Origin of the sequence: Naumannella cuiyingiana (assembly GCF_013408305.1) — a bacterium.
In the GTDB taxonomy this organism is placed as follows: domain Bacteria; phylum Actinomycetota; class Actinomycetes; order Propionibacteriales; family Propionibacteriaceae; genus Naumannella; species Naumannella cuiyingiana.
Map to the genome: position 1 here is coordinate 2,596,899 of NZ_JACBZS010000001.1, position 26,902 is coordinate 2,623,800.

Annotated in this window: 21 protein-coding genes, 1 tRNA gene and 1 pseudogene; 13 read left to right on the top strand and 10 right to left on the bottom strand. The window is 72.1% G+C overall.

The window, feature by feature from the left end; translation table 11 throughout:
• A complete protein-coding gene (locus GGQ54_RS12125) occupies positions 1 to 555 on the top strand; it encodes a TetR/AcrR family transcriptional regulator (protein ID WP_179445618.1) in 555 nt (184 codons plus the stop codon).
• Here the strand turns inward: GGQ54_RS12125 and GGQ54_RS12130 are convergent.
• Complete coding sequence (locus tag GGQ54_RS12130; protein WP_179445619.1) at positions 531 to 1,277, bottom strand: FadR/GntR family transcriptional regulator; 747 nt, start codon at positions 1,275 to 1,277, stop codon at positions 531 to 533. The genes GGQ54_RS12125 and GGQ54_RS12130 overlap by 25 nt on opposite strands.
• Positions 1,277 to 2,668 (bottom strand): amidase, encoded by a 1,392-nt coding sequence (locus tag GGQ54_RS12135; protein WP_179445620.1) that lies wholly within the window; start codon positions 2,666 to 2,668, stop codon positions 1,277 to 1,279. Before GGQ54_RS12135 ends, GGQ54_RS12130 begins: the two co-directional genes overlap by 1 nt.
• Positions 2,669 to 2,858: 190 nt before the next feature.
• Between GGQ54_RS12135 and GGQ54_RS12140 the strand changes: the two genes are divergently transcribed.
• From GGQ54_RS12140 to GGQ54_RS12175, 8 genes are all read left to right on the top strand, one after another.
• A complete protein-coding gene (locus GGQ54_RS12140; protein ID WP_179445621.1) occupies positions 2,859 to 4,397 on the top strand; it encodes an ABC transporter substrate-binding protein in 1,539 nt (512 codons plus the stop codon).
• A gap of 3 nt (positions 4,398 to 4,400) precedes the next feature.
• Positions 4,401 to 5,348: an ABC transporter permease gene (locus tag GGQ54_RS12145; RefSeq protein WP_179445622.1), complete on the top strand. Its 948-nt coding sequence runs from the start codon at positions 4,401 to 4,403 to the stop codon at positions 5,346 to 5,348.
• Positions 5,345 to 6,166, top strand: coding sequence for an ABC transporter permease (locus GGQ54_RS12150; RefSeq protein ID WP_179445623.1), 822 nt, complete (start codon positions 5,345 to 5,347; stop codon positions 6,164 to 6,166). Before GGQ54_RS12145 ends, GGQ54_RS12150 begins: the two co-directional genes overlap by 4 nt.
• Positions 6,163 to 6,960 (top strand): ABC transporter ATP-binding protein, encoded by a 798-nt coding sequence (locus tag GGQ54_RS12155; protein WP_179445624.1) that lies wholly within the window; start codon positions 6,163 to 6,165, stop codon positions 6,958 to 6,960. The genes GGQ54_RS12150 and GGQ54_RS12155 overlap by 4 nt, the downstream gene beginning before the upstream one ends.
• Positions 6,957 to 7,793, top strand: coding sequence for an ATP-binding cassette domain-containing protein (locus GGQ54_RS12160; protein ID WP_179445625.1), 837 nt, complete (start codon positions 6,957 to 6,959; stop codon positions 7,791 to 7,793). The genes GGQ54_RS12155 and GGQ54_RS12160 overlap by 4 nt, the downstream gene beginning before the upstream one ends.
• Entirely contained in the window at positions 7,790 to 9,250 is a 1,461-nt protein-coding gene (locus GGQ54_RS12165; protein WP_179445626.1) for an aldehyde dehydrogenase family protein, read from the top strand. Before GGQ54_RS12160 ends, GGQ54_RS12165 begins: the two co-directional genes overlap by 4 nt.
• A gap of 31 nt (positions 9,251 to 9,281) precedes the next feature.
• On the top strand, positions 9,282 to 10,049 hold the full coding sequence (locus GGQ54_RS12170) for an SDR family NAD(P)-dependent oxidoreductase (RefSeq protein WP_179445627.1): 768 nt from the start codon (positions 9,282 to 9,284) through the stop codon (positions 10,047 to 10,049).
• 70 nt (positions 10,050 to 10,119) lie between these two features.
• Complete coding sequence (locus GGQ54_RS12175; RefSeq protein WP_179446589.1) at positions 10,120 to 12,753, top strand: glutamate--cysteine ligase; 2,634 nt, start codon at positions 10,120 to 10,122, stop codon at positions 12,751 to 12,753.
• Positions 12,754 to 12,758: 5 nt separating this feature from the next.
• Here GGQ54_RS12175 and GGQ54_RS12180 read toward each other — a convergent pair whose 3' ends face one another.
• The 5 genes from GGQ54_RS12180 to GGQ54_RS12200 form a co-directional block, all read right to left on the bottom strand.
• A complete protein-coding gene (locus GGQ54_RS12180) occupies positions 12,759 to 13,883 on the bottom strand; it encodes a hypothetical protein (RefSeq protein WP_179445628.1) in 1,125 nt (374 codons plus the stop codon).
• Positions 13,884 to 14,053: 170 nt separating this feature from the next.
• Positions 14,054 to 15,076, bottom strand: a complete 1,023-nt coding sequence (locus GGQ54_RS12185; RefSeq protein ID WP_179445629.1) for an LLM class flavin-dependent oxidoreductase — start codon at positions 15,074 to 15,076, stop codon at positions 14,054 to 14,056.
• Positions 15,077 to 15,506: 430 nt separating this feature from the next.
• On the bottom strand, positions 15,507 to 17,222 hold the full coding sequence (locus GGQ54_RS12190; RefSeq protein ID WP_179445630.1) for a SelB domain-containing protein: 1,716 nt from the start codon (positions 17,220 to 17,222) through the stop codon (positions 15,507 to 15,509).
• Positions 17,223 to 17,225: 3 nt separating this feature from the next.
• Complete coding sequence (gene selA / locus GGQ54_RS12195) at positions 17,226 to 18,518, bottom strand: L-seryl-tRNA(Sec) selenium transferase (RefSeq protein WP_179445631.1); 1,293 nt, start codon at positions 18,516 to 18,518, stop codon at positions 17,226 to 17,228.
• Between the two features lie 34 nt (positions 18,519 to 18,552).
• A tRNA-Sec gene (locus GGQ54_RS12200) sits at positions 18,553 to 18,647 on the bottom strand.
• Positions 18,648 to 18,767: 120 nt separating this feature from the next.
• Between GGQ54_RS12200 and GGQ54_RS17795 the strand changes: the two genes are divergently transcribed.
• From GGQ54_RS17795 to nrfD, 4 genes and pseudogenes are all read left to right on the top strand, one after another.
• Positions 18,768 to 19,328, top strand: coding sequence for a dehydrogenase (locus tag GGQ54_RS17795; RefSeq protein ID WP_179445632.1), 561 nt, complete (start codon positions 18,768 to 18,770; stop codon positions 19,326 to 19,328).
• Positions 19,329 to 19,340: 12 nt separating this feature from the next.
• Positions 19,341 to 22,049 (top strand): annotated as a pseudogene (gene fdh, locus GGQ54_RS12210) (formate dehydrogenase); the annotation flags it as partial.
• Positions 22,049 to 23,038: a 4Fe-4S dicluster domain-containing protein gene (locus GGQ54_RS12215; protein ID WP_179445633.1), complete on the top strand. Its 990-nt coding sequence runs from the start codon at positions 22,049 to 22,051 to the stop codon at positions 23,036 to 23,038. The pseudogene fdh and the gene GGQ54_RS12215, both read left to right, overlap by 1 nt.
• Positions 23,035 to 24,024 (top strand): NrfD/PsrC family molybdoenzyme membrane anchor subunit, encoded by a 990-nt coding sequence (gene nrfD, locus GGQ54_RS12220; protein ID WP_218843856.1) that lies wholly within the window; start codon positions 23,035 to 23,037, stop codon positions 24,022 to 24,024. Before GGQ54_RS12215 ends, nrfD begins: the two co-directional genes overlap by 4 nt.
• On the opposite strand, the gene GGQ54_RS12225 is transcribed toward nrfD, so the two are convergent.
• The 3 genes from GGQ54_RS12225 to GGQ54_RS12235 are packed head-to-tail and all read right to left on the bottom strand — an operon-like array spanning position 24,025 to position 26,744.
• Complete coding sequence (locus GGQ54_RS12225) at positions 24,025 to 24,906, bottom strand: alpha/beta fold hydrolase (RefSeq protein WP_179445634.1); 882 nt, start codon at positions 24,904 to 24,906, stop codon at positions 24,025 to 24,027.
• Positions 24,887 to 25,585, bottom strand: a complete 699-nt coding sequence (locus GGQ54_RS12230) for a TetR/AcrR family transcriptional regulator C-terminal ligand-binding domain-containing protein (protein ID WP_179445635.1) — start codon at positions 25,583 to 25,585, stop codon at positions 24,887 to 24,889. Before GGQ54_RS12230 ends, GGQ54_RS12225 begins: the two co-directional genes overlap by 20 nt.
• The gene (locus tag GGQ54_RS12235; RefSeq protein WP_179445636.1) at positions 25,572 to 26,744 is read right to left on the bottom strand and encodes a Cmx/CmrA family chloramphenicol efflux MFS transporter; all 1,173 of its coding nucleotides are present in this window, start codon (positions 26,742 to 26,744) and stop codon (positions 25,572 to 25,574) included. Before GGQ54_RS12235 ends, GGQ54_RS12230 begins: the two co-directional genes overlap by 14 nt.
• Between the last annotated feature and the right edge of the window lie 158 nt (positions 26,745 to 26,902).

The window sequence follows — 26,902 nt, forward strand, 5'->3', positions numbered from 1 at the left end:
ATGCCGCGACCGCCCGCCGCCCGTGACAAGGTGCTCGACGCCTTCGCCGCGATCGTCGCCGAGGCGGGCGAACAGGCGGCGACCATGGACGCCGTGGCGGCTCGGGCCGGCGTCTCCAAGGGCGGCCTGCTCTATCACTTCGGGTCGCGCGAGGCGCTCGTCGACGGCCTGCTCGACCGACTCGCCGAGCTCGGTGGCGAGGACGTCGCGCTGATGCGGGAGGCACCCGAAGGGCCGGTGGACTACTACCTGCGCACCTCGGCGGAGTCCCCGAGCGATCTGAACGAGCTCTACATCGCCGCCAGCCGGCTGACCCAGACCGGCGCCGACCGTGCGCGGACGGTGCTGAACGGCCTCGAGGACGGCTGGTACGCCGCACTGCTGGACGTCGTCGGCGACCCGGCGATGGCCCGCATCCTGTTGCTGATCGGCGATGGCCTGTACCTGAGGGCGATGCGCGGGCAGCAGGCCGAGGCGGTCGGCTCCTGGCGCGAGATCGAGCCCGAGGTGCGCCGCTGGCTCGAGCCCGATCAGCCCAGCAGCGCCCGCAACTGATCGCGGGCCGACGCCGCGACATGGGGTGCGTAGTAGTCGTAGAGGTCGCGCCGGGCAATCGCCGCGCCGCCCTCGCCGTCGCCGGCCCGGACGGCGGCGAGCACGCCGCGGTGACGCTCGACCGACTCCCGCATCCGCGCGGTCGCGTCGCTCGCCCGGGCCAGCTCGTCGGCGATCAATCCGAGCACCGCACTGCGTACCGATTGCAGGCACAACAGCACCAGCGTGTTCCCGGCGGCGCGGGTCAGCGCCTCGTGGAAGGCGAGGTCCGCCTCGCTGAACGGTCCGAAGCCCCGCTCGGCGGCGGCCTCCATCTCGGTGACCAGCGCATCCAGCGTCGCCAGATCGTCGTCGGTACGCCGCTGCGCCGCGAGCGTCACGGCCGCGCCGTCCATGATCATCCGGAATCCCACCAGATCGGCGAGATCGAGTTCGGCGGAGCCGGCGAGCCGCTGGAGCTGGCGGCTCAGTGCCGCGGTGGAGAAGCCCAGCACCTCCGGCCCGCCCGGGTCGCCGGGTCGCGAGCGGACGACGCCGTTCGATTCCAGCACGCGCAGGGCCTCGCGCACCGTCGCCCGGGATGCGCCGAACTCGGCAACCAGTTGCCGCTCGCTCGGCAGTCGCTGCCCGGGGCGCAGCTCGCCGGCCCGGACCGCCTGCTCGATCTGCTCGACGATCCGTTCGTAGAGGCGGACGGGCTGGACCGGCGAGAAGGGCGCCATCACGACCCCCCGATCGGCCAGTGCGGTTCGGCGGTCGCCGGCCGGTGGTTCTCGAACCAGGTCAGCGCCGCCAGCACCGCCCGGTCGGCGAAGCGCTGCCCGGCGACCTGCAGCCCGATCGGCCGGCCGTCGGAGGTGAATCCGCAATTGATCGTCCCGGCGGGCTGACCGGACATGTTGTACGGCGCGGTGAAGCCGATATGGGCCATCCCGAGATCCTGATCACCGAACGGCATCGGCCACTCGGCGGGGAAGGCCGCGACCGGCGCCACCGGCGAGATGATCAGATCGAGCCCGTCGGTGGCGGCGATGGTGCGGGACTGGAGCTCGATGATCGCGTTGTAGCAGGCCATCAGCTCGAGACCGTCCACGCCCGCGCCGCCGGCCACCCAGCGCTGGATGAACGGCAGCGTCCGCTCCGCCCGCTCGGCCGGCAGCGCGCGTTGATCATGCAGCGAGCGAACCCGCCAGAACAGGTCGAGGCGGCGCAACAGCTCGGGGGTGAAGAACCCGGCCAGGTCGACCAACTCCGCGCCTCCCGCGGCGAAGATCGCGGCCGCCGCATCGGTCGCCGCCGCGACCTCGGCGTCGACGTCCATCCCGGCGCCGGCCGCCCGCTGGACCCCGACTCGCAGACCCGCCACGGACGGTGCGGGTGTCGGCTCCGTCACCGTCGGCAGCGCGGTCCAGTCGCGTCGGTCGGGCCCGGCGAGCACGCCGAGCAGCAGACCAAGATCATCGGCGGAGCGCCCCATCGGTCCCGCGGCCCGACCGAGATAGGGCGCATCCAGCGGGATCAGTCCGCCGGTCGGCTTCAGCGTGGCCAGGCCGAGCCAGGTGCCGGGCAGCCGGATCGAGCCGCCGATGTCGGTGCCGACATGCAGCGGGCCGAATCCCGCCGCCGCGGCGGCGCCCGCCCCGGAACTGGACCCGCCCGTGGTCCAGTCGGGGTTCCACGGGCTGCGGGTGATCCCGTGCAGGCTGGACACGCCCGAGGACAACATGCCCCAGTCCGGCATCACGGTCGAGCCGAGGATGATCGCCCCGGTGGCCGCCAGCCGCGCGGCGACGGGCGAGTCGCGCTCCGGCAGCACCGGCGCCACGGCGGCATTGCCCGCCGGCATGGGTACGCCGGCCCGGGCCAGGTTCTCCTTGATCGTGACCGGTACGCCGTCCAGCGGCCCGGCCGGTTCGCCCCGGGCCCAGCGCTTCGTGCTCTGCTCCGCCGCGGCCGCCGAGGCGGAGGCATCGCGTACCCAGAAGGCGTTCAGTACGGGTTCGCGGCGTTCGATCTCGGCCTGCACCGCGTCGTGGGCCTGCGTCGGGGTGAGGGCGCCCGTGGCGTAGCGGCGGAGCAACTCGGCCGCGCTCAGTCGTGCCGGGTTCGTCATCGACGTCTCCGCTCTGCCCGTCGGCGGGCATCTCGCCGGGCCCTTGACACCGCCCGATCCGAACAGCAGGGTAGCCCCACGGTCGGGCGAGTCAACTGGTCAGACCACTGAGACGGCGCCGGCGGGCGGCGGCTCGGACCGTACGCTGAGCGCGGGCGACGAGGCCCACGAATGCGAGGGAGGGCGGGCGATGGCTGGCCGGACTGACGGATGGGCGCGGGCTGCCGCGGGTGCGCTGGCGGTGCTGGCGCTGGTGATCATGAGCGCGTGCTCGGCCGGTGCCACCGGTGACGGCGGCGCACCGGGCGGGACCGACGGGCCGAACACCGATGCGCTCGCGGTCGGCCTGATCGCCGAGCCCGCCAACCTCGACTTCACCAGCACCGACGGGGCGGCCATCCCGCAGGTGTTGCTCTACAACGTCTACGAGACCTTGGTGAAGGTGGACAACGAGGGCCAGATCGTCCCGGCCCTGGCGAAGTCCTGGACGCTCAGCGAGGACCGGCGTACCTACACCTTCGAGCTGGTCGAGGGCGCGACCTTCAGCAACGGCAAGCCCTTCACCGCCGACGATGCCGCCTTCTCCATCGAGCGAGTCAAGTCGAACTGGTCGGTGTCGCTGAAGTCTGCGATGGATCGCGTGGCGAGCGCCGAGGCCGTCTCGCCGACCCAGTTGCGGGTCACCCTGCGCGAGCCGTCCAACGACTGGCTCTACCGGATGACCACCCGGATCGGCGCGATGATGACCCCCGACGGCGTCGGCGATCTTGCCAACGCCCCGGTCGGCACCGGCCCCTACACCTTCGGCGAGTGGCGCCGCGGCGATTCGATCACGCTGACCCGCAACGACGACTACTGGGGCAACCCGCCGGCCTTCGGCGAGGTCACCTTCCGCTACTTCAAGGACCCGAATGCGCTGAACAACGCGCTGTTGTCGAACACGATCAACGTGATCGGCACCGTGCAGGCGCCCGAGGCGCTGCGCCAGTTCGAGGGCGATCAGCGGTTCCAGATCATCGAGGGCACCACGAACGGCGAGGTGGTCTTGTCGTTCAACAACTCGACCGAGCCGATGAGCGATCAGCGGGTACGCCGGGCCGTCCGCTCGGCCATCGATCATCGGGCCCTGCTGGACACCTGTTGGGCGGGCCGCGGCACGCTGATCGGCTCGATGGTCCCGCCGACCGACCCCTGGTATGAGGACCTGACCGCGGTCGACCCCTACGACCCCGCCCGGGCGCGGCAATTGCTGGCCGAGTCCGGCAAGGCCGACGAGACGATCCGGCTACGGGTCCCGAACCTGCCCTACGCGGTCTCCTGCGGCCAGGTGGTGCAGAGCCAGCTACAGCAGGCCGGCTTCACCGTCGAACTCGATCAGCTCGAGTTCCCGGCGCAGTGGCTGCAGACGGTGTTCAAGGACTCAGACTACGACATGTCGATCGTCGCGCACGTCGAGCCGCGCGACATCGGCACCGTCTTCGGCGACCCGGACTACTACACCCACTACGGCAAGCCCGAGTTCGTCGCGGCGCTGAAGGCCGCCGACACCGGCACCGAGGCCGAGCAGACCGAGAACATGAAGCGCGCGGCCCGGATGATCGCCGAGGATGCCGCCGCGGACTTCTTGTTCCTCTTCCCGAACCTGATGGTCGCCGATGCCGACATCACCGGGCTGCCGAAGAATGCGGTGTCCGAGTCCTTCGACCTGTCCGGCCTGGGCCGTAGCTGAACCATGGCGCTGCGGCTGCTGGCCCGGCTCGGGCTGCTGATCATCAGCCTGTTCGCGGCCTCCGTGCTGGTCTTCCTCTTCATGGCGGTGCTGCCGGGCGATCCGGCGCGGGTCGCACTGGGGGTGAACAGCTCGGAGGAGGCGGTGGCCCGGCTGCGCACGGAGTTCGGGCTCGACCGTCCGCTGGTGGTGCAGTACGTCGACTGGGTCCGCGGGCTGCTCACCCTCGACCTCGGCGACTCCTGGATCGGCCGCACGCCGATCGCGCCGCTGATCGGTGACCGGCTGCAGGTCAGCGGTTGGCTGGTCGCCTGCGCGATGATCGTCGCGGTGCTGATCGCCGTGCCCTTCGGCTGCCTGATGGCGCTGCGCAACGGCCGGGTCTCGGGTCTGGTCCTGTCGGCGCTGTCCCAGGTCGGCATGGCGGTGCCCGCCTTCGCCGCGGGCATCGTCTTGGTGACGATCTTCGCGGTACGCCTGCGCTGGCTGCCGGCCGGCGGGTGGACGGTGCCGAGCGAGGACCCGGCGATGTTCGTCAAGCAGTTGATCATGCCGGTGCTCGCGCTTGCCCTGGTCCAGGCGGCCGTGCTGGCCCGCTATGTCCGCAGCGCGGTACTGGACGTGCTCGGCGAGGACTATCTGCGCACGGCCCGGGCCAAGGGATTGCGGCCGGTGCCGGCGCTGTTGCGGCACGGGCTGCGCAATGCCGCGATCCCGGTGGTCACCGTGCTCGGTCTGCAGTTGACCACGCTGCTGATCGGGGCCGTGGTGGTCGAGCGGGTCTTCGTGGTGCCGGGCATCGGCTCCCTGCTGCTGGACGCCGTCGCCAACCGCGACCTGATCGTCGTCCAGGACGTCGTGATGGTCCTGGTCGTCGCCGTGCTGGTGGTCAACTTCGTGGTCGACGCCCTGTACCTGGTGATCGACCCGCGGCTGCGGGCGGCGCGATGAGCGGCCCACGCAACCCGAGCCTGTGGGTGGGCGGGATCCTGGTTGCGCTGATCATCGCGATGGCGCTGATCAGTTTCGTCTGGACCCCGTGGGACCCGACCCTGGTGAACGCGATCGACCGGCTGCAGGGTCCGTCGGCAGAGCATCTGCTGGGCACCGACGCGCTGGGACGCGATGTCTTCAGCCAGCTCATGGTCGGTGCCCGGACCACGCTGTGGGTGGGCGTGGTGGCCGTCGGGGTGGCGGCCGTGGTGGGCGTACCGCTGGGCATCCTGGCCGCCATGTTGCCCGGCATCTTCGGCGTGCTGCTGGCGCGCGGGGTCGATCTGTTGCTGGCCTTCCCGGCCCTGCTGCTGGCGATCATGTTCACCGCCGTCTACGGCGGAAGCACCGCCGTCGCGATGATCGCCATCGGCATCTCCACGGTGCCGATCTTCGCCCGGGTGATCCGGTCCGGCACCCTGCAGTTGCTGCACGCGGACTACATCACGGCGGCCCGGGCCGCCGGCCGCTCGCCGCTGTGGATCGCCGTGCGGCACATCCTGCCGGGCGTCGCCAGCCTGATCATCGTCCAGGCCTCCGTCTCGTTCGCGATCGCCATCCTCGCCGAGGCGGCGCTGTCCTTCCTCGGGTTCGGCACGCCGGCGCCCACGCCGTCCTGGGGCCGGATGCTGCAGGAGAGCCAGCAGTTGATCTACGCCGCACCCCTGCTGGTGATCATCCCCGGGATCGCGATTGCCCTTGCGGTGCTCGGCTTCAACCTGCTCGGCGACGGCCTGCGCGACCGCCTCGACCCACGACTGGCGGGTGTGCAATGAGCGTGCTCGAGGTTGAGGGCCTGACCGTCACCGCCGGCGCGAGGCGGCTGGTCGACGACGTCTCGTTCACCGTCGGCCGCGGCGAGCGCGTGGGGCTGATCGGCGAGTCGGGCTCGGGCAAGTCGCTGACCGCCCTCGCCGCGCTGGGCCTGCTCGCCGACGGGTTGCGGGCAGGTGGGCGGGTCGGGCTGGCGGGGTTCGAGGGCAATCTGGTCGAGGCCGGCGAACGCGCCCGCGCCCGGATCCGCGGGCGGCTGGCCAGCATGGTCTTCCAGGAGCCGATGACCGCGCTGAACCCGACGATGCGGATCGGGGACCAGGTGGCAGAGGTGATGATCATCCACCGCACCCGCCCGGACCGGGCGGCCGCCCGGCGCCGGGCCGTCGAGCTGCTCGCCGATGTCGGGCTGCCCGATCCCGCCCAGGCGGCGCTGGCGTACCCCCACCAACTGTCGGGCGGCCAGCGACAGCGAGTGGTGATCGCCATCGCCCTCGCCAATGACCCGGAGCTGCTGATCGCCGACGAGCCCACCACCGCGCTCGACGTCACCGTGCAGGCCCGGGTGCTCGACCTGATTCGGCGCGGCGTGGCCGAGCACGATGCGGCGCTGCTGTTGATCACCCATGACCTGGGGGTGGTGGCGACCGTCTGCGAGCGGGTACTGGTGATGACCGAGGGCCGGATCGTGGAGGCCGGGGCGGTCGGCGAGGTGCTCGCCCGGCCCCAGCACACCTACACGCGCAAACTGCTCGCCGCATCCCGGCTGACCCCGCGGGCGGAGGTGGGCAGATGAGCCTCGTCGTCGCCCAGGGCGTGTCCCGGCGCTACCGACGCGCCCGCCGGTCGCTGTTCGGGCCGGCGCCGGTGGTCGACGCCCTGCGCGGGGTGGACTTCGAGGTCGCGGCGGGGGAGCGCTTCGGGATCGTCGGCGAGTCGGGATCGGGCAAGTCGACCCTGCTGCGACTGCTGGCCGCGCTGGACCGACCGAGCGCCGGCCGGGTGATCATCGACGGTACGCCCGTCTCCGGCCTGCCCGAGCGCCGGCTCGGGTTCCTGCGCCGGCGGCTGCAACTCGTCTTCCAGGATCCGGCGGGCTCGCTGGACCCGCGGATGCGGATCGCCGACATCGTGGCCGAGCCGCTGATCGGCGCGACCCCCGCGCAACGACGCGCCCGCGTCGGCGAGCTGCTGGAACAGGTCGGCCTGCCGGCCGAGGCCGCCCGCCGCTTCCCACACCAGTTCTCCGGCGGGCAGCGGCAGCGGATCTCGATCGCCCGCGCGCTCGCCCCGCGACCGGACATCCTGCTGGCCGACGAGCCGGTCAGCGCGCTCGACGTCTCGGTGCGCGGGCAGGTGCTCGACCTGATCTCCGGGCTCGTCGACGACCTGGGGCTGACGCTCGTGCTGGTCTCGCACGATCTGTCGGTGGTCCGGCACGTCTGCGACCGGATGGCGGTGATGCGCGCGGGCGAGATCGTCGAGATCGGCCCGGTGGAACGCATCTGGGCCGATCCCGCGGCCGCCTACACCCGCCAGTTGATCACCGCGGTGCCCGATCTCGATCGCGCACTGGCGGGTGCCGGCACCGCCGACCTGCTTGCCGGCACGGACGGAGAGGAACCATGATCGAACAGCGCTGGCCCGACGGGCTTCCGATCGGCGAGGACTGGCAGCGCGTACCGGGTTCTGAAGAGGTGATCTTCCCGCACGACGGATCGGTGATCGGCACTGCGCCGGTGGGCGACCAGGCGGTCGCCGCGCGGGCCGTCGACCATGCCGCAGCCCTGGCCGACGTGGTCGGAGCCCTGCCGTCGCGGATCCGCCGCGGCGCGCTGCAGCGCGCGCTGGCCGAGCTGCGCGGGCAGCGCGCCGAGCTGGAGCAACTGCTGGTCGCCGAGACCGGCAAGCCGCTGATCGACTGCCGGGTGGAGGTCGACCGAGCCCTGCTCACCCTGGAGCTGTCCGCCGAGGAGGTGGCCCGGCTGCACGGCGAGACCGTGCCGCTGGATCTGCTGCCGAGCGGCGACGGTCTGATCGGCTTCTGGCAGCGCCGCCCGATCGGCGTCGTGGTGGGCATCGCCGGCTTCAACTATCCCTTCCTGCTGGCGATGCACAAGATCGCGCCGGCGCTCGCCGCGGGCTGTCCGGTGATCGTCAAGCCCGCGCCGCAGACGCCGCTCGCCACGCTGTGGCTGGTCGACGTGCTGCGCCGGGCGCTGGTCGCCGAGGGCGCGCCGGCCGGCGCCGTGCAGTTGGTCACCGGCGATGCGGCGGTGGGTCGCGCGCTGACGACGGACCCGCGGGTGGGCGCGGTCTCGTTCACCGGCTCGGCCGCGGTGGGGCACGCGATCGCCCGCGACGCCGCGCCGACCAAGGTGTTGTTGGAGCTGGGATCCAATGCGGCGCTGGTGGTCGCCGCCGATGCCGACCTGGCCGCGGCGGCCGATGCGGTGATCCGCGGCGGCTACTACGCCTCGGGTCAGGCGTGTATCAGCGTGCAGCGGGTGATCGTGGTCGAGGAGGTACGCGAGGCCTTCCTCGCCGAACTGGCCCCGCGGCTGGCGGAGGTGGTCGTCGGCGATCCGCGGGACCCGAAGACCCGGGTCGCCGCGCTGATCGACGAGCGGTCCACCCGGCGGGTGCGGGACTGGCTGGCCGCGGCGCAGGCCGCGGGCGGCGAGATCATCGCCGGCGGCCGACTGGTCGGTGGCGCCATCGAGCCGACGGTGCTGGTGGACCCGCCGGTGGTCACCGAGGCCTGGGCCGAGGAGATCTTCGGGCCGGTCGTCGCCGTCCGCTCGGTGCCCGACCTGGCCGCCGCGATCGACCTGGTCAACGACTCGCGCTACGGGCTGCACGTCGCGATCTTCACCGCCAGCCTGGCCGCCGCCTTCGCCGCTGTGGAACGGATCGAGGCGGGCGGCGTGGTCGTCAACGAGGTGCCGGGATTTCGCTCCGACGTGATGCCCTACGGCGGCGTGAAGGACTCCGGCGCCGGCCGCGAGGGGCCGCGGTTCGCGATCGAGGAACTCACCGTGACCCGGATGGCGATCATCCGGCCGGACACCCGCGCCGGGGCCTGACAAGGCGGGGCCTGACCAGACGGAGATGATCATGGACTATGCGAACCTGTTCCGGCTCGATGGCCGGCGCGCGCTGGTGGTGGGTGCGGCGGGCGGGATCGGCGCCGAGTGCGCCGCGGGCCTGGCCGCCCAGGGTGCGGCGGTGATCTGTGCCGACCGCGACGAGGCGGCGCTGGCGACGACGGTACGCCGTCTCGGCGAGCCCGCGACGGCGTACCCGCTCGACGTGCTGGACCCGGCAGCCGTCGCGCGGGCGGCCGCCGAGCTGACCGTCGACGTCCTCGTCTTCACCCCGGCGACCAATGTCCGCAAGCGGATCGCCGACTACACCGCCGACGACTTCGAGCGCGTCGTGTCGCTGAATCTGCGCGCGTCGTTCGCGCTGGTGCGCGAGTTCGGCGGCGCGATGGCGGCGCGCGGCGGGGGCAGCATCATCGGCTTCTCCTCCATCCGGGCGGTGACCACCGAACCGGGCCAGGGCGTGTATGCGGCGACCAAGGCCGGGCTGGTGCAATTGCTGCGGACGGCGGCGGCCGAGTACGGGCCCGCCGGGGTGCGGGTGAACGCCGTCGCACCGGGCGTCGTGGAGACCCCACTCACCCGCCAGATCCGCGACGACGCCGACTGGGGCCGCGCGTACGCCGAGAAGTCCGCGCTCGGGCGCTGGGCCCGGCCCGACGAACTGGTCGGTGCGGTCGTCTTTCTCGCCGGCGACGCCGCGTCCTTCGTCACCGGCAGCCAGCTCTTCGTCGACGGCGGGTGGACCGCCATCGACGGGCGCTTCGAGCCGCCCGCCTGATGGCCCGACCCGGCTGCCGGTAACCCGGGCGTAACGCGCCTGCCCCTAGGCTGGCGCAATGGTTGGGGAAATGGGCGGCGGGCACACGGGGGGTGGGCAAACGGGTGCGGGCGCGCGGAAGTTGGGGGTGGAGGAGGAGTTCCACCTGATCGATCTCGAGACGAGGCGGTTGACGTCGCGCGCCGGCGATCTGTTGGAGGCGCTGCCGGAGGACATCTATGTCGCCGAGATGCAGCGCTTCGTGATCGAATCGAATTCGGCGGTCTTCACCGACCTGGCCGAGTTGCGGGAGAACCTGCTGCACAACCGACGGCTGCTGACGAGTACCGCCGAACGCTTCGGCGTCGGGATCGCCGCCGCCGGCACGATGCCGCTGTCGATGCCCACCGATCTGCAGGTCACCGAGTCGCCGCGCTACCGGCGGATGCTCGCCGACTATCAACTGCTGGCGCGGGAGCAGTTGATCTGCGGCACCCAGGTGCACGTCGACGTCGCCGATCGCGACGAGGCCGTCCGGGTGGCGGTCCGGCTGGTGCCGTGGCTGCCGCTGCTGCTCGCGCTGAGTTGCTCCTCTCCCTTCTGGTCCGACGGCACCGACACCGGGTACGCCAGCGCGCGCACCCTGATCTGGCAGCGCTGGCCGACAACCGGGCCGGCGGCGCCCGTCGGCTCCGCCGCCGAGTACGACGAGTTGATCACCGAGCTGGTGGCGAGCGGCGTGATCACCGATCCCGGGATGGTCTATTTCGACGTCCGCCCGTCCTCGCACCTGGACACCCTGGAGCTGCGGATCTGCGACTCCTGCCCCTCGGTCGACACCATCGCGGCGATTGCCGGACTGTTCCGGGCGCTCGTGGATCGCGAGGTGGGTCGGATGGAGCGGGGCGAGCCGCCGACGCAGATGAGCGCGCCGATGGCGCGGGCCGCGCTCTGGCAGGCGGCACGCTCGGGCATGGAGGGCGAGCTGATCGACCCGGAGTCGCACCGGCCGCGACGCGCGACCGACGCGATCGAGGAGTTGACCGCGGGCCTGCGCCCGCAGCTCGAGGCCGCCGGGGACTGGGACACGGTGACCGATCTGGTGACCCGCGCGCTGCACATCGGCTCGTCCAGCTCGCGGCAGCGCCGCGTGCTGCGCCGGCGCGGGCTGCTCACCGATGTCGTCGACCTGGTGGTGGCCGAGACCGCCGGCCAGCCGTCCGCTGCTCCGCTGCCGAGCGCCGGGTCGAGCCTGCTGCACGGCTACCAGCGGCTGGATCGCGAGGAGCTGCCCGAGGCGGGTCCGCCGGTGCACGACGAGGCCGTCGACGCAGGGGGGCGGCCGCGGCCGGCGTACCGGGAGATCCTGGCCGCCGTGGACCGGATCGGCCCGGTGACGCTGCGGCGCACGCAGTACGCGGTCGAACGCGAGCTCGGCCGCGGTGGCGTCACCTTCCGGGTGTCGGGCCAGGACCGGCCGCATGTCTTCCCGCTGGACCTGGTGCCACGGCTGATCGAGGCCGACACCTGGGCGCGGCTCGGCGACGGTCTCGGCCAGCGAGCCCGCGCGCTGAACGCCTTCCTGCGCGACATCTACGCGGGCCAGGAGATCATCGGTGATCAACTGATCCCGCCGGAGCTGTTGGACCGGGCGCCCGGATTCCGGTCGGTCGGCCGGATGCCGTCGTGGCAGCCGGTGCGCAACCACATCAGCGGGTTCGACCTGGTCAGCACCGGGCCGGGGGAATTCATGGTGCTGGAGGACAATCTGCGCGTCCCATCCGGCATCGGGTACGCCCTGGCCAGCCGCGAGATGATGGGCGGGCTCGGGGCCGACATCCCGATGCCGGCCGGCGTCAGGCCTGTGGACGGCGTACCGGCGATGATCTTGGAAACGCTGGTCGCCGCCGCACCGCCGGCCGCGGGTGACGAGCCGCGGATCGCGATGCTCAGCTCCGGGTCGGCCGACTCCGCCTGGTTCGAGCACACCATGATCGCCGAACGGGCCGGGATCTCGTTGCTGGACACCGATGACCTGGTGGCGCGCGACGGTGTGCTGTATGCGCTGCGGCGCGGCCGCGAGGAGCGGATCGACGTGCTCTACGTGCGGATGGAGGAGGACATGTTGCTGTCCTCCCACGATGCCGAGGGCAACCGACTGCGCTCGGGCATCACGCGGGCGCTCGGCCGCGGGAACCTGGCCCTGGTCAATGCGCTCGGCAACGGGGTGGCCGACGACAAGGCAGTCTATGCCTTCGTGCCCGAGATGATCCGCTACTACCTGGGTGAGGAGCCGATCATCCCGCAGGTGCCGACCTGGCTGTGCGCCGAGCGCGATCAGCGTGACTTCGTGGTGGCGAACCTTGATCAACTCGTGGTCAAGCCGATCGACGGCTACGGGGGCGCCGGGATCACCATCGGTCCGGCGGCGACTGAGGCGGAGCTGGAGGAGCGGCGCCGCGAGCTGGAATCCAATCCGGAGCGGTTCATCGCCCAGGAGGTGCTGCGGCTGTCGACGCACCCGACCTTCGACGGCAGCGGGCTGTTCCCGCACCACATGGATCTGCGGGCATTCGTGCACCTGCGCGCCGACGGGGAGGCCATCGACAGCCATCTGGTGCCGGCCGCGCTGACCCGGGTCGCGCCCGCCGGCAGCCTGATCGTCAACTCCTCCCGCGGGGGCGGCGGGAAGGACACCTGGGTGCTGGGCGGCGACCCGGCCTGAGCGGCTCAGGCGTCTCGGCGGTGATCATCGGGCCGTAGGTAGCTCTCGCGTACCTCCAGGCCGCGGCGTACCTCATCGAGCGCGGGGTCGACGAAGGTGGCACGGTACTGCTTGTCGCTGCCGGCGATCGCTGCGAAGTTCAGCCCGGAGAACGCGGCGATCATCATCGAGACCTGGACGAGTTGCCGGTTGATCGGCAGCAGCCCGGAGAGTCCGTCCAGCCGGTCGGGCGGGCGGCCCATCCATTGCGCCGCCGTCGCATCGGTGATCGTCAGCACCCCGAACGCGACGAAGAACACGAATACCAACACCCCGAACCAGGTGAGCTGGATCAGCGTGACCAGCACGGCGACCAGCAGCAGGTTGAGCCGCTCGCGCGGGCGCAGCCGGCTGGTGCGGTGCCGCTGCCGTTGATCACGCAGCAGTTCGCCGACCTCGTCGCTCGCGTTGACCGCGGTCAGGACGACGGCCAGGCCGAGGAAGACCGCGACCGCGGCCCAGGTGCGACCGAAGCTGAGGGTGGCGACGATCTGCCAGATCTCGGCGTTGTAGAAGAAGAACAGCACCGCCACCATCAGCACCGGGAGCACGCGGGAGATCATCGGCCCGAGCGTCCAGAGCTCGTGTACCGCGCGATGACCCGCCCAGGTCAGCATCGTGCCGACTCCCCAGTAGGCCAGCAGCAGTACGCCGGCCGCGGCCAGCACGCGCAGCGGGAGATAGGGAAGGACCGGAAGCCCGATGATCAGCGGGCCGGCGAGCAGCACTCCGATTGCGACGAGGCCGAGCACCACGCGCGCCCGCCGGGGCAGCCGCCGCTCGACGAATGTGGTGAGCCAGGCGACGAAGGGCGAGGCCAGCAGCAGCCCGAGCGCGGCGAGCATCAGGCCGACCAGGGCCAGATCCTCAGGAGTCGTCCCCGGTTCCCAGGTCTCCGGGTCGGGCAGTTCGTCGCCGATCCGCTCGCCGAGATCGAGCCCGGTCAGCAGCGTGGCCAGACCGAGCATGACCGGCGCGGTGCGCTCGATCAGCGCCCGCCCGCGAATCGCCGGGGAGAGCACCAGCGGCAGGCCGCGAGAGCGCAGTTCGTCCTCCAGCCGGCGGCGCTCGGCGCGGGGTGGTACGGGCACGTGGCTACCTTGGCACAGTCTGATGATGCGATGGGGCAGGCCACGACGACCGGGGCCGGTCGCCGCTCAGCGATCGCCGCGCGCGGCCTCGACCGTCGCCGCCCGCCGCAGGATCCGAGCCGGCGCGTACCGGACGGCGGTGAGCGCGCCGTCCGGTCGACCGCACCTGCTCAGCGCCAGCCGAGGGCCGGGGCGACCTCGGTCAGTACGCCCTCGATCACGTGCGCGTTGTAGTCCACTCCGAGCTGGTTCGGCACGGTGATCAACAACGTGTCCGCCTCGGCGATGGCCTCGTCCTCGGCCAGTTCGGTGATCAACTTGTCCGGCTCGGCGGCGTAGCTGCGCCCGAAGACTGCGCGCAGGTTCGGCTCGATCTGGCCGACCTGGTCACGCGAATTGCGCTCCACGCCGAAGTAGGCCCGATCGGTGTCGTTGATCAACGGGATGATCGACCGGCTCACCGACACCCGCGGCTCACGATCATGTCCGGCCTCTGCCCACGCCTCGCGGAAGGCCCGGATCTGCTTGGCCTGCTGGACATGGAACGGCTCGCCGGTCTCGTCGGCCTTCAGGGTGGACGACATCAGGTTCATGCCCTGCTCGGCCGTCCAACGCGCCGTCGCGTCCGAGACCGCGCCCCACCAGATGCGGTCGCGCAGCGTGGGGGAGTGCGGCTCCAGGCGTAGCGCGCCGGGCGGATTCGGGAACATCGGGCGCGGGTTCGGCTGGGCGAAGCCCTCGCCGTCGAGCAGCTTGAGGAAGACCTCGGTGTGGGACCGCGCCATGTCGGCGTCCGTCTTTCCCTCGCCGGGCTCGTAGCCGAAGTAGCGCCAGCCGTCGATCACCTGCTCCGGCGATCCCCGGCTGATGCCGAGCTGCAGTCGCTCCCCGGCGAGCAGATCGGCCGCGCCGGCGTCCTCGACCATGTAGAGCGGGTTCTCGTACCGCATGTCGATCACGCCCGTGCCGATCTCGATCCGCGAGGTGCGGGCGCCGATGGCGGCGAGCAGGGGGAACGGCGAGGCGAGCTGGCGCGCGAAATGGTGCACCCGGAAGTACGCGCCGTCGGCGCCGAGCTCCTCGGCGGCCACGGCCAGGTCGACCGACTGCAGCAGCGCGTCGGCCGCGGTCCGCGTCTCCGACTGCGGCGACGGCGTCCAGTGCCCGAACGACAGGAATCCGATCTTCTTCATGACGGTTGAACGTTCAAGTCTGGCGATTGTATTCCGCCGAGGCTTCGCGGGGTGAACTCGCAGCCGCGAGCTGAACCGGCAGGTGCGGGCCGAGTATCGCTCGCGGGTGCCGTTTCGGTTCGCGGATGGGGGATGTGGCTGCTGTCCGCGGGCTGAACCGGCAGGCACGGGCTCACTCGGCAGGCACGGGCCGAACTGGCAGTCGCGGGCTGAACCGGCAGGTGCGGGCCGAGTATCGCTCGCGGGTGCCGTTTCGGTTCGCGGATGGGGGCTTCCGCACCGTTCTGACTCTCGCGATTGCCGGAGGTCGGCCGGATGCCGTCGTGGCGGGGCCCACGGGCGACAGGCAGCCGCCGAGCGTCACACCGGTGCGGCATTGGCGCCGGTCCGACCAGCCGCACCGGGCCCCCACCCAAGCCGCGTGCCGAACTCAGGTCCGCAGCCGCCGGCGATCATCCGGCAGCCGGACGGTACGCCCGGATCGGTCGAGGTGGTCGAGGAGGGGAAGAGCCACCCGGCGGCTGGTGCCGAGCGCCCGCCGGGCCTCGCTCGCCGTGAACGGTTGCGGCAGCTCCGCCAGCCTGCTGACCGCCTCGTCCACCGCCCCCGGACCGAGCGCGATGCCCGGCGCCGGCCGGACCAGGCGCCCGGCGCGGGCCAGCCGGGCGAGCATCGCGTCGTCGATGCCGAGTTCGCGCAGGCGGTCGGCATCGGGGGCCGCGAACGGCGCGTCGGCCAACTCGGCAGTCAGGGCCGCCAGCGCCCTCGACTCGGCCTCGCCCAGCCCGATGTCCGCGACCAGCCGGCCGCCGCGCTCGATCGGCGCCGGCCCGGGGAGCGCCCGCAACAACACGGGATCCGGCAGCCCGAGCCGCCGTGCCGCGTCGGCCGGGCTGATCCCGTCCACACCCGCGGCGGTCACCAACTCGGTCAGCCGCGCGGCCAGTTCTGACGCCCGCGCGGGATCGAGCAGCCACTCATCGCCCGCCGCGGCGTCAAGATCGTCGGTGAACCCCGAGCGGGCCAACTCGGACCGGCGCGCCGCTCCCCGCACCCGCAGCGGCGCCGCCATCCCGCCGTCGAAGCCCGCCAGCGCCGTGGCGTGCCGACCGGCCGCGCCGCGGCGGCGCAGCGGCACCGGGTCGGGATCCAGCACGGCGACACCCCACATCCGCCGGTCGCCCGGATCGCGCAGGATCGCCCGGTCGCCCGCGTGCAGCGGCAGCGGTCGTTCCAGGCCGAGCCGGGCGTACCCGTTGCCCAGCGGGCGGACGTGCACCGCACACGCCAGCGCCCCGATGTGCAGCAGCGGCCCGCGCGGCGGGTCGCCGTCGCCGCGCAGACGGACGTCGATCTCGCTCGTCCAGCGGTACGCCTCCGGCGCCACCAGCACGCTGCCCTCGGCCACCGACCGCCCGACGCCGCCGCCGAGGTCGAGCGCCACCCGCGCCGGCCCGACCACCCGGTCGGTGTCGCTGCCGAGCGCCTGGATGCCGCGCACCCGGACCTCGACCGCGTCGGTGACCAGCCGGTCGCCGACCGCGATGGTCCCCGCGGGCAGGGTGCCGGTGACGATCGTTCCGGAGCCGCGCAGGTGGAAACTGCGGTCGGCCCACAGCCGCGCGGGCGTCGCCGGATCGGGAGCGGGGATCGCCGCGAGCATCGCACCGAGCGCCGCACGCAGCTCCGCCAGCCCTTGTCCGGTACGCCCACTGACGGCCACCGCGGGCGCGCCCGCCAGCCCGGTCCCGGCCAGTTGTGCGCGGGCCGTGGCCAGCGCTGGGCCCGGATCGGTCAGATCGGCGCGGGTCACGGCGAGCACGCCGTGGCGTACCCCCAGCGCGTCCAGCGCCGCGAGGTGCTCGGCGGCCTGCGGCATCCAGGGGTCATCGGCGGCCACCACGAACAGCACCGCCGGCGCCGGGCCCAGCCCGGACAGCGTCGTCGGCAGGAAACGATCATGGCCGGGCACGTCGACGAAGGCGACCTCGCCGACGGGATCCAGCTCGGTCCAGCAATAGCCGAGCCGGATGGTCAGCCCGCGTCGCTTCTCGTCGGCGAGCCGGTCCGGGTCGGATCCGGTCAGCGCGCGGACCAGCGTCGACTTTCCATGATCGACATGGCCCGCGGTGGCGAGCACGTGCATCGCTCAGGTTCCGATCGCGGCGCGGGCGGCGGTGATCAACGACTCGTCGTCGGCCGGGTCGACGGCGATCAGGTCCAGCAGTAGTCGGCTGCGCTCGACGCGCCCGACCACCGCGGGATTGCCCAGCCGGAGGATCTCGGCGAGGTGCTCGGGCAGCGCGACCGCGGCGCTGGGCAGTGTGACACCGGGCGCGCCCCCGCCGCCGACCGCCGCCTCGCTCGGGATGGCCCGCGCCGGCTCGCCGATCGCCGCCGCGATCCGCTCCGCCCGCGCGGTCAGCTCGTCCCGCGTCCGCGCGAGCGCCGCCGGGACCGGCGCGACCGGTCCGACCAGTGTGGCCTCGAGCGCGGCCAGGGTGAGCTTGTCCACCCGCAGCGCGCGGGCCAGCGGGTGCCGGCGCAACCGCTCGACCAGCGTCGCCTGGCCGATGATCAACCCCGCCTGCGGGCCGCCGAGCAGCTTGTCGCCCGACGCGGTGACCAGGTCGGCGCCCGCGGCCAGGCTGGTCGCTGCGTCCGGTTCGTCCGGCAGTCGGGGGTACGGGGTGAGCAGACCGGAGCCGATGTCGGCCACCACCGGTACGCCCAGCGTGCGCAGCTCGCCGAGCCCCACGGTGGAGGTGAACCCGTCCACGACGAAGTTGGAGGGATGGATCTTGATCACGAACCCCGTCTGCGGCCCGACGGCGGCCGCATAGTCGGCGAGGCGTACCCGATTGGTGGTGCCCACCTCGCGCAGCCGCGCGCCGGCCGCCTCCAGCAGCTCGGGGATCCGGAAGCCGTCGCCGATCTCCACCATCTCGCCGCGGGCGATGATCACCTCGCGGTCGCGCGCCAGCGCATTGGCCGCCAGTGCCAGCGCCGCCGCGCCGTTGTTCACCACGTGCGCGGCCTCGGCGCCCGGCACCGCATTGACCAGGGCGCCGACGGCCCCGGCGCCGCGGCGGCCGCGCCGCCCGGTGGCCAGGTCCAACTCGACGTCGGTCGCGCCGGCGGCCCGGTCGACCGCGGCGCGCGCAGCGTCCGACAGGGGAGCCCGGCCGAGGTTGGTGTGCACGATCACGCCGCTGGCATTGATCACGGGCCGCAGCGAACCCGCGTCGCGCGGCAGCCCGGCGACCGCCCGGTCCGTCACCTCGGCTGGCGCGATCTCGCCGGCCCGGCAGGCGGCCAGGGCCGCGCCGACGGCGTCCTTGATCGGTCCGCGGCCGAGGCGCCCGGCGGCCGCGACCAGCCGGGGGTCGGCTAGCACGGCGTCGGTGCGGGGGACCCGGCGGCGCGGGTCGAACTCGCTCACTCCCGGGGTCTCCTCGCATCCGTCGGGCGAAGGGTGGCGGAGGCGGACGGGAATCGAACCCGCCTGGCCGAGATACCCGGCCACAACGGTTTTGAAGACCGCGCCCGTCACCAGACGAGGTACGCCTCCGCGAACCGCGAGCCTACCCCCGGCCGGCACTCGCCGGGTGCACCCCACCTGTCCCCGCACTCGGTCCGGGGGCGTTAGGCTGCCGGGGTAACCGGCGATGGCGACGTCAGGAGGCACGCGATGGTGGACCTGTTCGCGAAGTGGCCGATGCTGCGCCAGCTCGGCGCCGACCGGCTGGGCCGCGGCGCCGCCGCCGAGTCCGAGCGCAGCCGCGACCTGCGGCCGCGGATCGCCGATGCCGACCGGGTCGCCGACTCCGTCTGTCCCTACTGCGCCGTCGGCTGCGGCCAGAAGGTCTATGTGAAGGATGAGAAGGTCATCCAGATCGAGGGCGACCCGGCCAGCCCGGTCTCTCGCGGTCGGCTGTGCCCGAAGGGCAGCGCCAGCAAGCAACTCGTGACCTATCCCAACCGGGCGACCAAGGTGCGCTATCGGCGTCCCTACGGCACCGAGTGGGAAGATCTCGATCTTGACACCGCCATCGACATGATCGCGGACCGGGTGATCAAGACCCGGCGCGAGTTCTGGCAGTGGACCGACGAGAAGGGCAACAAGGTCCGCCGCACGACGGGCATTGCGAGCCTCGGCGGGGCAGCTTTGGACAATGAGGAGAACTACCTCATGAAGAAGCTGTACACCGCGCTCGGCGCGATCCAGATCGAGAACCAGGCGCGTATTTGACACTCCTCCACGGTTCCCGGTCTGGGGACCTCGTTCGGGCGTGGAGGTGCCACAAACTTCCTGCAGGACCTGGCCAATGCCGATTGCATCCTGATCGAGGGATCGAACATGGCCGAGGCCCATCCCGTGGGCTTCCAGTGGGTGATGGAGGCGAAGCTGCGCGGCGCCAAGATCATCCACGTCGATCCGCGCTTCACGCGTACCTCCGCGGTGGCGAACACCCATGTCCCGATCCGCGCCGGTAGCGACGTCGCCTTCCTCGGCGCGCTGATCAACCACGTGCTGAGCAACGGGCTGGATTTCCGCGAGTACGTCCTGAACTACACCAATGCCGCGGTGATCATCGACGAGCGCTACCGCGACACCGAGGATCTGGACGGGCTGTTCTCCGGCTTCGATCCGGAGAAGCGCAACTATTCCTCGGCGACCTGGCAGTACGCCGGCGGCGCCGCGGACGGGTCGTCCGCGGGTACGCGCGACCCGGCCCAGGCCACCTCGGCGCACGATGTGGAGACCGAGGAGGCCGAGCAGGAGGCGGCCCGGGGCGAGCGGGCCGGCGCGGGCGGCATCTCGGTCGGCCCGCCGGCGCGGCGCGACGAGACCCTGACCGATCCGTTCTGCGTCTACCAGATCCTGAAGCGGCACTTCTCGCGCTACACCCCGGAGATGGTGGAGGAGGTCTGCGGGATCAGCCGGGAGCAGTTCGCCGAGGTGGCCGACGCGCTGGTCGCGAACAGCGGCCGGGAACGGACCACCGCGTTCTGCTACGCCGTGGGCTGGACCCAGCACACCATCGGCGTGCAGAACATCCGCACCGCCTCGATCCTGCAGTTGCTGCTCGGCAACATCGGCCGGCCCGGCGGCGGGATCATGGCGCTGCGCGGGCACGCCAGCATCCAGGGCTCGACCGACATTCCGACGCTGTTCAACCTGCTGCCGGGCTACATCCCGATGCCGCACGCCCAGCTGCACTCGACCCTGGACGACTTCGTCGCCGAGGACTCGGGCAAGAAGGGCTTCTGGGGCAACATGCGCGCCTATACGGTGAGCCTGCTCAAGGCGTACTTCGGTGATGCCGCGACGCCCGAGAACGACTTCTGCTTCGACTACCTGCCGCGGCTGACTGGCAATCACGGAACCTATGCGACCGTGCTCGGCCAGATCGAGGGCAAGGTGAAGGGCTACTTCGTGGTCGGGGAGAACCCGGCGGTCGGCTCGTCCAACGGCAAGATGCAGCGGATGGGCCTGGCCAATCTGGACTGGCTGGTCGTGCGCGACATGCGGCTGATCGAGACGGCGACCTTCTGGTCCGATTCCCCGGAGATCGAGACCGGTGAGCTGGAGACCGACAAGATCGGCACCGAGGTGTTCTTCCTGCCGGCCGCCTCGCACGTGGAGAAGTCGGGCACGTTCACCAACACCAACCGGATGCTGCAGTGGCGCCAGCAGGCCGTCGAGCCGCCGGGCGATGCGCGTAGCGATCTCGACTTCTACTACCGGCTCGGCCAGCGGGTCCGGGAGAAGCTGCGCGCGGCCGCGGACGAGGCCGGCCGGATCGACGAGATGGACCGGCCCGTGCTCGACCTGGCCTGGGACTATCCGACGCACGGCAAGTACGACGAGCCCGATGCGGAGGCGGTGCTCGCCGAGATCAACGGCCGCGCCGCGGACGGTACGCCGCTCTCCGCCTACACCCAGCTCGCCGATGACGGCTCCACCAGTTGCGGCTGCTGGATCTATTGCGGGGTGTACGCCGACGGGGTCAACCAGGCCGCCCGCCGCAAGCCGCACTGGGAGCAGACCGAGGTCGCACCCGAGTGGGGCTGGGTCTGGCCCGCGAACCGGCGGATGCTCTACAACCGGGCCTCGGCCGATCCCGACGGCAAGCCGTGGTCGGAGCGCAAGAAGTACCTGTGGTGGGACCCGGACGCCGCCGACGGGCAGGGGCGCTGGGTCGGTCGCGACAATGCCGACTTCATCGACGATCTGCCGCCGCACTTCCGGCCGCCCGAGGACGCGACCGGGCCGGCGGCGATCGGCGGCGACGACCCGTTCGTGATGCAGACCGACGGCAAGGGGTGGCTGTTCGCGCCGTCCGGGCTGGCCGACGGGCCGCTGCCGACGCACTACGAGCCGCCGGAGTCGCCGGTGGACAACCGGCTCTACGGTGTGCGCAACAATCCGGTACGCCAGAACGTCGACTCGGTGGAGAACCCGTTGAACCCGTCGCCGGACGAGGTGTTCCCGTTCGTGTTCACCACCTACCGGCTGACCGAGCATCACACCGCGGGCGGGATGAGCCGCACGCTGCCGTACCTGTCGGAGCTGCAGCCGGCCATGTTCTGCGAGGTGTCGTTCGAACTGGCCGCCGAGTGCGGGCTGGAGAACGGCGGCTGGGCGACGATCGTGACCAGCCGCGCCGCGATCGAGGCGCGGGTACTGGTGACGGCCCGGATGCGGCGGCTGCGGGTCGGCAACCGGTGGGTCGAGCAGGTCGGTCTGCCGTACCACTGGGGCCCGAACGGCGTGATCACCGGTGACTCGGCCAACGATCTGGTCAACCTGACGCTGGACCCGAATGTGTTCATCCAGGGCAAGGTCGGCACCTGTGCCGTGCTGCCCGGGCGGCGCCCGCGCGGGCCGGAGTTGGAGGCGCTCGTGGAGGACTTCCGCACCCGCGCGGTGGAGCAGGGTGTCATCACGCCGGAGGAGGGAGCCTGATGGGATCGCTGTGGGGCCGGCTGGACGACCCGGCCGCCGACGCCGGACATGATCAACACCTGCCGCGCAAGGGATTCTTCACCGACACCTCGGTGTGCATCGGCTGCAAGGCCTGCGAGGTCGCGTGCAAGGAGTGGAACGGCGTACCGGCCGATGGCTACGAGCTGACCGGGATGTCGTACGACAACACGGTCCAGTTGTCGGCCAACACCTGGCGGCACGTGGCGTTCATCGAGCAGCCCGCGCCGCCGCGGCCGACCATCGATCTGGGCATGCCCGGCAGCGGGCCGCCCGGCGCGGAGCGGGTGTCGGCGGGGACCGCGACGGGTACGCGGGAGCAGGCCGGCGCCGGAGCGTACGCGGTCGACGATGTCGACCTTCGTGATCTTGCCGCCGGTGATCAAGGTGCTGGCGATCAGGCCGGCGTGCGCTGGCTGATGGAATCCGACGTCTGCAAGCACTGCACGCATGCGGGCTGCCTCGACGTCTGTCCGACCGGGGCGCTGTTCCGCACCGAGTTCGGCACGGTCGTCGTGCAGGAGGACATCTGCAACGGCTGTGGCTACTGCGTGCCGTCGTGCCCCTACGGCGTGATCGACGTGCGGAAGGGCGACGGGCGGGCGTTCAAGTGCACGCTGTGCTACGACCGGCTCAAGGACGATCTGACCCCGGCCTGCGCGAAGGCGTGCCCCACCCAGTCGATCCAGTTCGGTGATCTTGACGAGTTGCGCGAGCGGGCGGATGCGCGGCTCGCGCAGTTGCACGAGCTCGGCGTCGACGAGGCGCGGCTGTACGGGCGCGATCCCGACGACGGGGTCGGCGGCGACGGTGCGTTCTTCCTGCTGCTCGACGAGCCGGAGACCTACGGCTTCCCGCCCGATCCGGTGGTCACGACCCGGGCGATGGGCTCGATCTGGGGACATGTGGGCGCGGCCGCCGCCACGCTGGTCGGGATCGGCATCGCGGCGTTCATCGGGGTACGCCGATGAGCGGCGGCGCGCGCGAGGAGCGGATGGTCCCCGACGCGGAGTTCGACTCCTACTACGGGCGGCCGATCATCAAGCCGCCCGTGTGGAAGGTGCCGGACGTGCCCTTCTATCTCTTCGTCGGCGGCATGGCGGGCGGATCGTCGCTGCTGGCCGAAGGCGCGGCGCTGCGCGGGTTGCCGGCCCTGGAGAAGGTGGCCCGGCTGGCGGCGGCCGGGGGAGCGGTGGCCGGCACCGTGGCGCTGGTCCACGATCTTGGTCGGCCGGAGCGCTTTCTGAACATGCTGCGGGTCTTCAAGCCGACCTCGCCGCTGTCGATGGGGTCCTACATCCTGGCGCCGTTCGCGACGTTCTCCGGGATCGCGGCCGGCACCCAGGTGCTCGGGAAGTTCCGGCTGATCGGGCGGCTGGCCGGGGCCGGGGCGGCGCTGTTCGGGCCGCCGCTGGCGACCTACACCGCCGCGCTGCTGGCGAACACCGCGGTGCCGTCGTGGCACGAGGCGCACCAGGAACTGCCGTTCGTCTTCGGCGGATCGGGTGCCATGGCCGCCGGCGGGCTGGGCCTGTTGTTGGTGCCCACCGAGCAGGCCGCGCCGGCGCGCCGGATGGGCGTGTTGGGGGTGGCGCTCGAGGTGGGCGCGAGCGAGCTGATGGAGCGCCGGCTCGGGCATCTGCTGGCCGAGCCTTACCGGACCGGGAAGGCAGGGCGGCTGCTGAAGGTCGCCCGCGGGCTTGCCCTGGGCGGCGCCGCGCTCAGCGTGCTGGGTCGCCGCAACCGGGTGCTGTCGGCGATCGCCGGCGCCGCGATGGTGGCCGGTTCCCAGGTGCTGCGCTTCGGCGTGTTCGAAGCCGGCATGGTGTCCGCCCGCGACCCCAAGTACACCGTCATCCCGCAGAAGGAGCGGCTGCGGCGCAAGCAGGAAGCGGCGGCCGCCGCGGGTACGCCCGCGCCCTCGGCCGGCGAGGCGGCGAAGGACGCCGCCGACTGATCAGCCCGCGGCCAGCTCGCGGACGAACCGCGCGATCTCGCCGGGCTTCTCCTCGGCCATGAAATGGCCGGCGTCGATGGCCTCGTAGCGCAGGTCGGGCGCCCACGCGCCCCACAGCGCAGCGGCGTCGAAGCCGAGTGCGGCGCCCCAGTCCTGGGAGATCACGCCGACGGGCATCGCCAGGCGGCGGCCGTTCGCGCGGTCCTCGCGGTCCATGACCAGGTCGATGTCGGCGGTGGCCCGGTAGTCGGCGACGATCGAGTCGACGGCGCCGATCGACGCGTCGAGGTAGTGCCGGCGTACCTCATCCGGAAAGGTCGCGCCGGTCGGGTCCCAGGCGTCGAGGAACGACCCGAAGAACTCCTCCGCGGTCGCCTTGATCATCTTCTCCGGCAGCCCGGGCGGCTGCGCCATCAGATAGAGATGCCAGGCAACCTTCGCGTCGACGCCGTGCAGCACGTCCCAGGTGTCCATCGTCGGCAGCACGTCGAGAATGCCGAGGAACAGCACCCGGTCGGGATGATCAAGACCGGCCCGCACGCCGACCAACGCGCCGCGATCGTGGCCGACCAGGCCGAACCGATCATGGCCGAGCGTCTCCGCGATCGCCACGATGTCATTGGCCATGGTGCGCTTGGAGTAGGTCTCGGGATCGTCGGCGACGGGCTTGTCGCTGGCCCCGTAGCCGCGCAGGTCCGGCACGATCACCGTGTGCTCGCCGGCGAGCGCGGGAGCGACGCCGCGCCACATCAGATGGGTCTGCGGGAACCCGTGCAGCAGGACGATCGCCGGTCCCGAACCGCCGACGGCGACGTTGAGGTCGACGCCGCCGGCTCCGGCGATGGTGCGGTAGGCGAATCCGTCAATCGTCGGCTGGGGCATCGTTCTCCTCTTCTGAGCGGGACGTGGCATCGGGCTCGGGCCGGCCGGAGAAGATCCCGGCCGGGAGTTCGTCGTGGTTCGCCGAGGCGGTGAGCGCGGGCAGGATGATCGAATCGACGAGCGAGGCGAGGTACGCCTCGTCGGTGGCCAGCCCGTTCAACCGGCGCAGCAGCAGCGTGGCGCCCGCGACCTCCTCGAAGGCGAACGGATCGGCCCCGGCGGGCAACTCGCCACGGCGTACCGCCCGGTCGACGACCACGGGCGGTAGGCGGGCGCCGGTCGGGCCGACGGAGCGCTCGATCTCCGCACACAACTCGGGGTCGTCCAGGCCGGCCTCCAACAGCAGCAACGCCGTCCGGCCATCGGTCGAGCGCATCGTCGTGATCAGTCGGCGGCACAGGGCCAGCAGGTCCCCGCGCAGGCTGCCGGTGTCGATCTCGGCCGGCTCGACGCGCTGCGCGGGGCCGACCCGGAGGGCGGCGATGATCATCTCTCGCCTGGTCCGCCAGCGTCGGTAAAGCGTGGCCTTGGAGGCGCCCGCGCGCCGCGCCACCTCCTCGAAGGAGACGCCGTCGTAGCCGCGCTCGCCGAGCAGGTCCAGCGCGGCCGCGAGGATGGCGCGTTCTCGGGCATCGTCGCGCGGGCGGCCCCGAGCAGGACCATCATTACGAAACGGCACGTTCCGAATCGTAGGGAACCAGGCGGCGCCGCGCAAGCGCCGCGAGCGCTACCGCCGCGAACGTCAGGCATGCGCTGACCCACACCGGCCCGAGCGCGCCCGCCGCGTCGAACGCGAGGCCCGCCGCGGCGGGCCCGGCGGCGGCGCCCAGATTGAAGGCGACCGTCGCGTATGCCCCGCCCATCGTCGGCGCCCCCGGCGCCGCGCGCAGCACGCGCGCGATCAGGGTGCTGCCCACCGCGAACGAGAGAGCGCCCGAGACGAACAGCACCACGAACAGGACCGGCGGATTGCCCGCGGCGACGGCAACCGCGCACCACGCCAGCACCAACAGCGGACCGCCGCCGAGGATGATGATCAATGGGCGGTGATCGGACACCCGCGAGGCGATGCTGACACCGGCGAAGGACCCGATCCCGAAGATCATCAACGCCCCCGGCACCCAGGCCTCGCCCAGACCGCTACGCCCGGTCACGATCGGCGCCAGGTAGGTGAACGTGGCGAAGGTCGATCCGTTCACCAGGGCGCCGAGCAGCATCGCCAGCCTCAGGCGCGGCCGGCGGAGCTCGGCCAGCTCCCCGCGGAGATCGACCTCGCTGCTCGCCCCGGCGAGCGTGTCGCCGGGGATGCCGGCGAGGATCCCGATCGCCGCGGGTACGCAGAGCAGGGCCACGGCCCAGAACGTGGCCCGCCAGTCCAGCAGCGCGCCGAGCGCGGCACCGGCCGGTACGCCGATCACCGTGGCCAGCGTGGTTCCGGCGAGCAACACCCCGATCGCGCGGCCCGCCCGATCTGGGCCGGCGAGGGTGCCGGCGACGCCGAGGGCGACCGCCAGGAATCCCGCATTGGCGAGAGCCGAGGCCAGGCGCATGGCCAGCAACAATCCGAAGTGATCACCCCAGGCGGCGATCACGTGCGCCGCGGCGAAGATGGTCAGGAAGACGAGCAGGCTGGTGCGAGGATTCCAGCGCCGGACCAGGGCGGCCATGGTCGGAGCGCCGATGATCATGCCCAGCGCGAATGCGGTCGTGAGCAGCCCGGCGGTGCCGACGGAGACGCCGAGGGAGCGAGCCAGATCGGGGGTGAGGCCGCCGAGCATGAACTCGGACGTGCCCATCGCAAAGATGGCAACGGCAAGCAGGTAGAGAGGAACAGGCATCGAGGACACTCCAGAGCGAAGGGGAACGGATGGCTTCGTCTGGTCAGCGCGTCGGCGTACCCGCCGGACGGGTGTCTCGGAGCGGGGAGGTTGCGGGGCGGGGAGATTCAGCAGCGCGGGGCCGACGGCTTGACCGCCAGCCCGGCTCTGGATGTCTC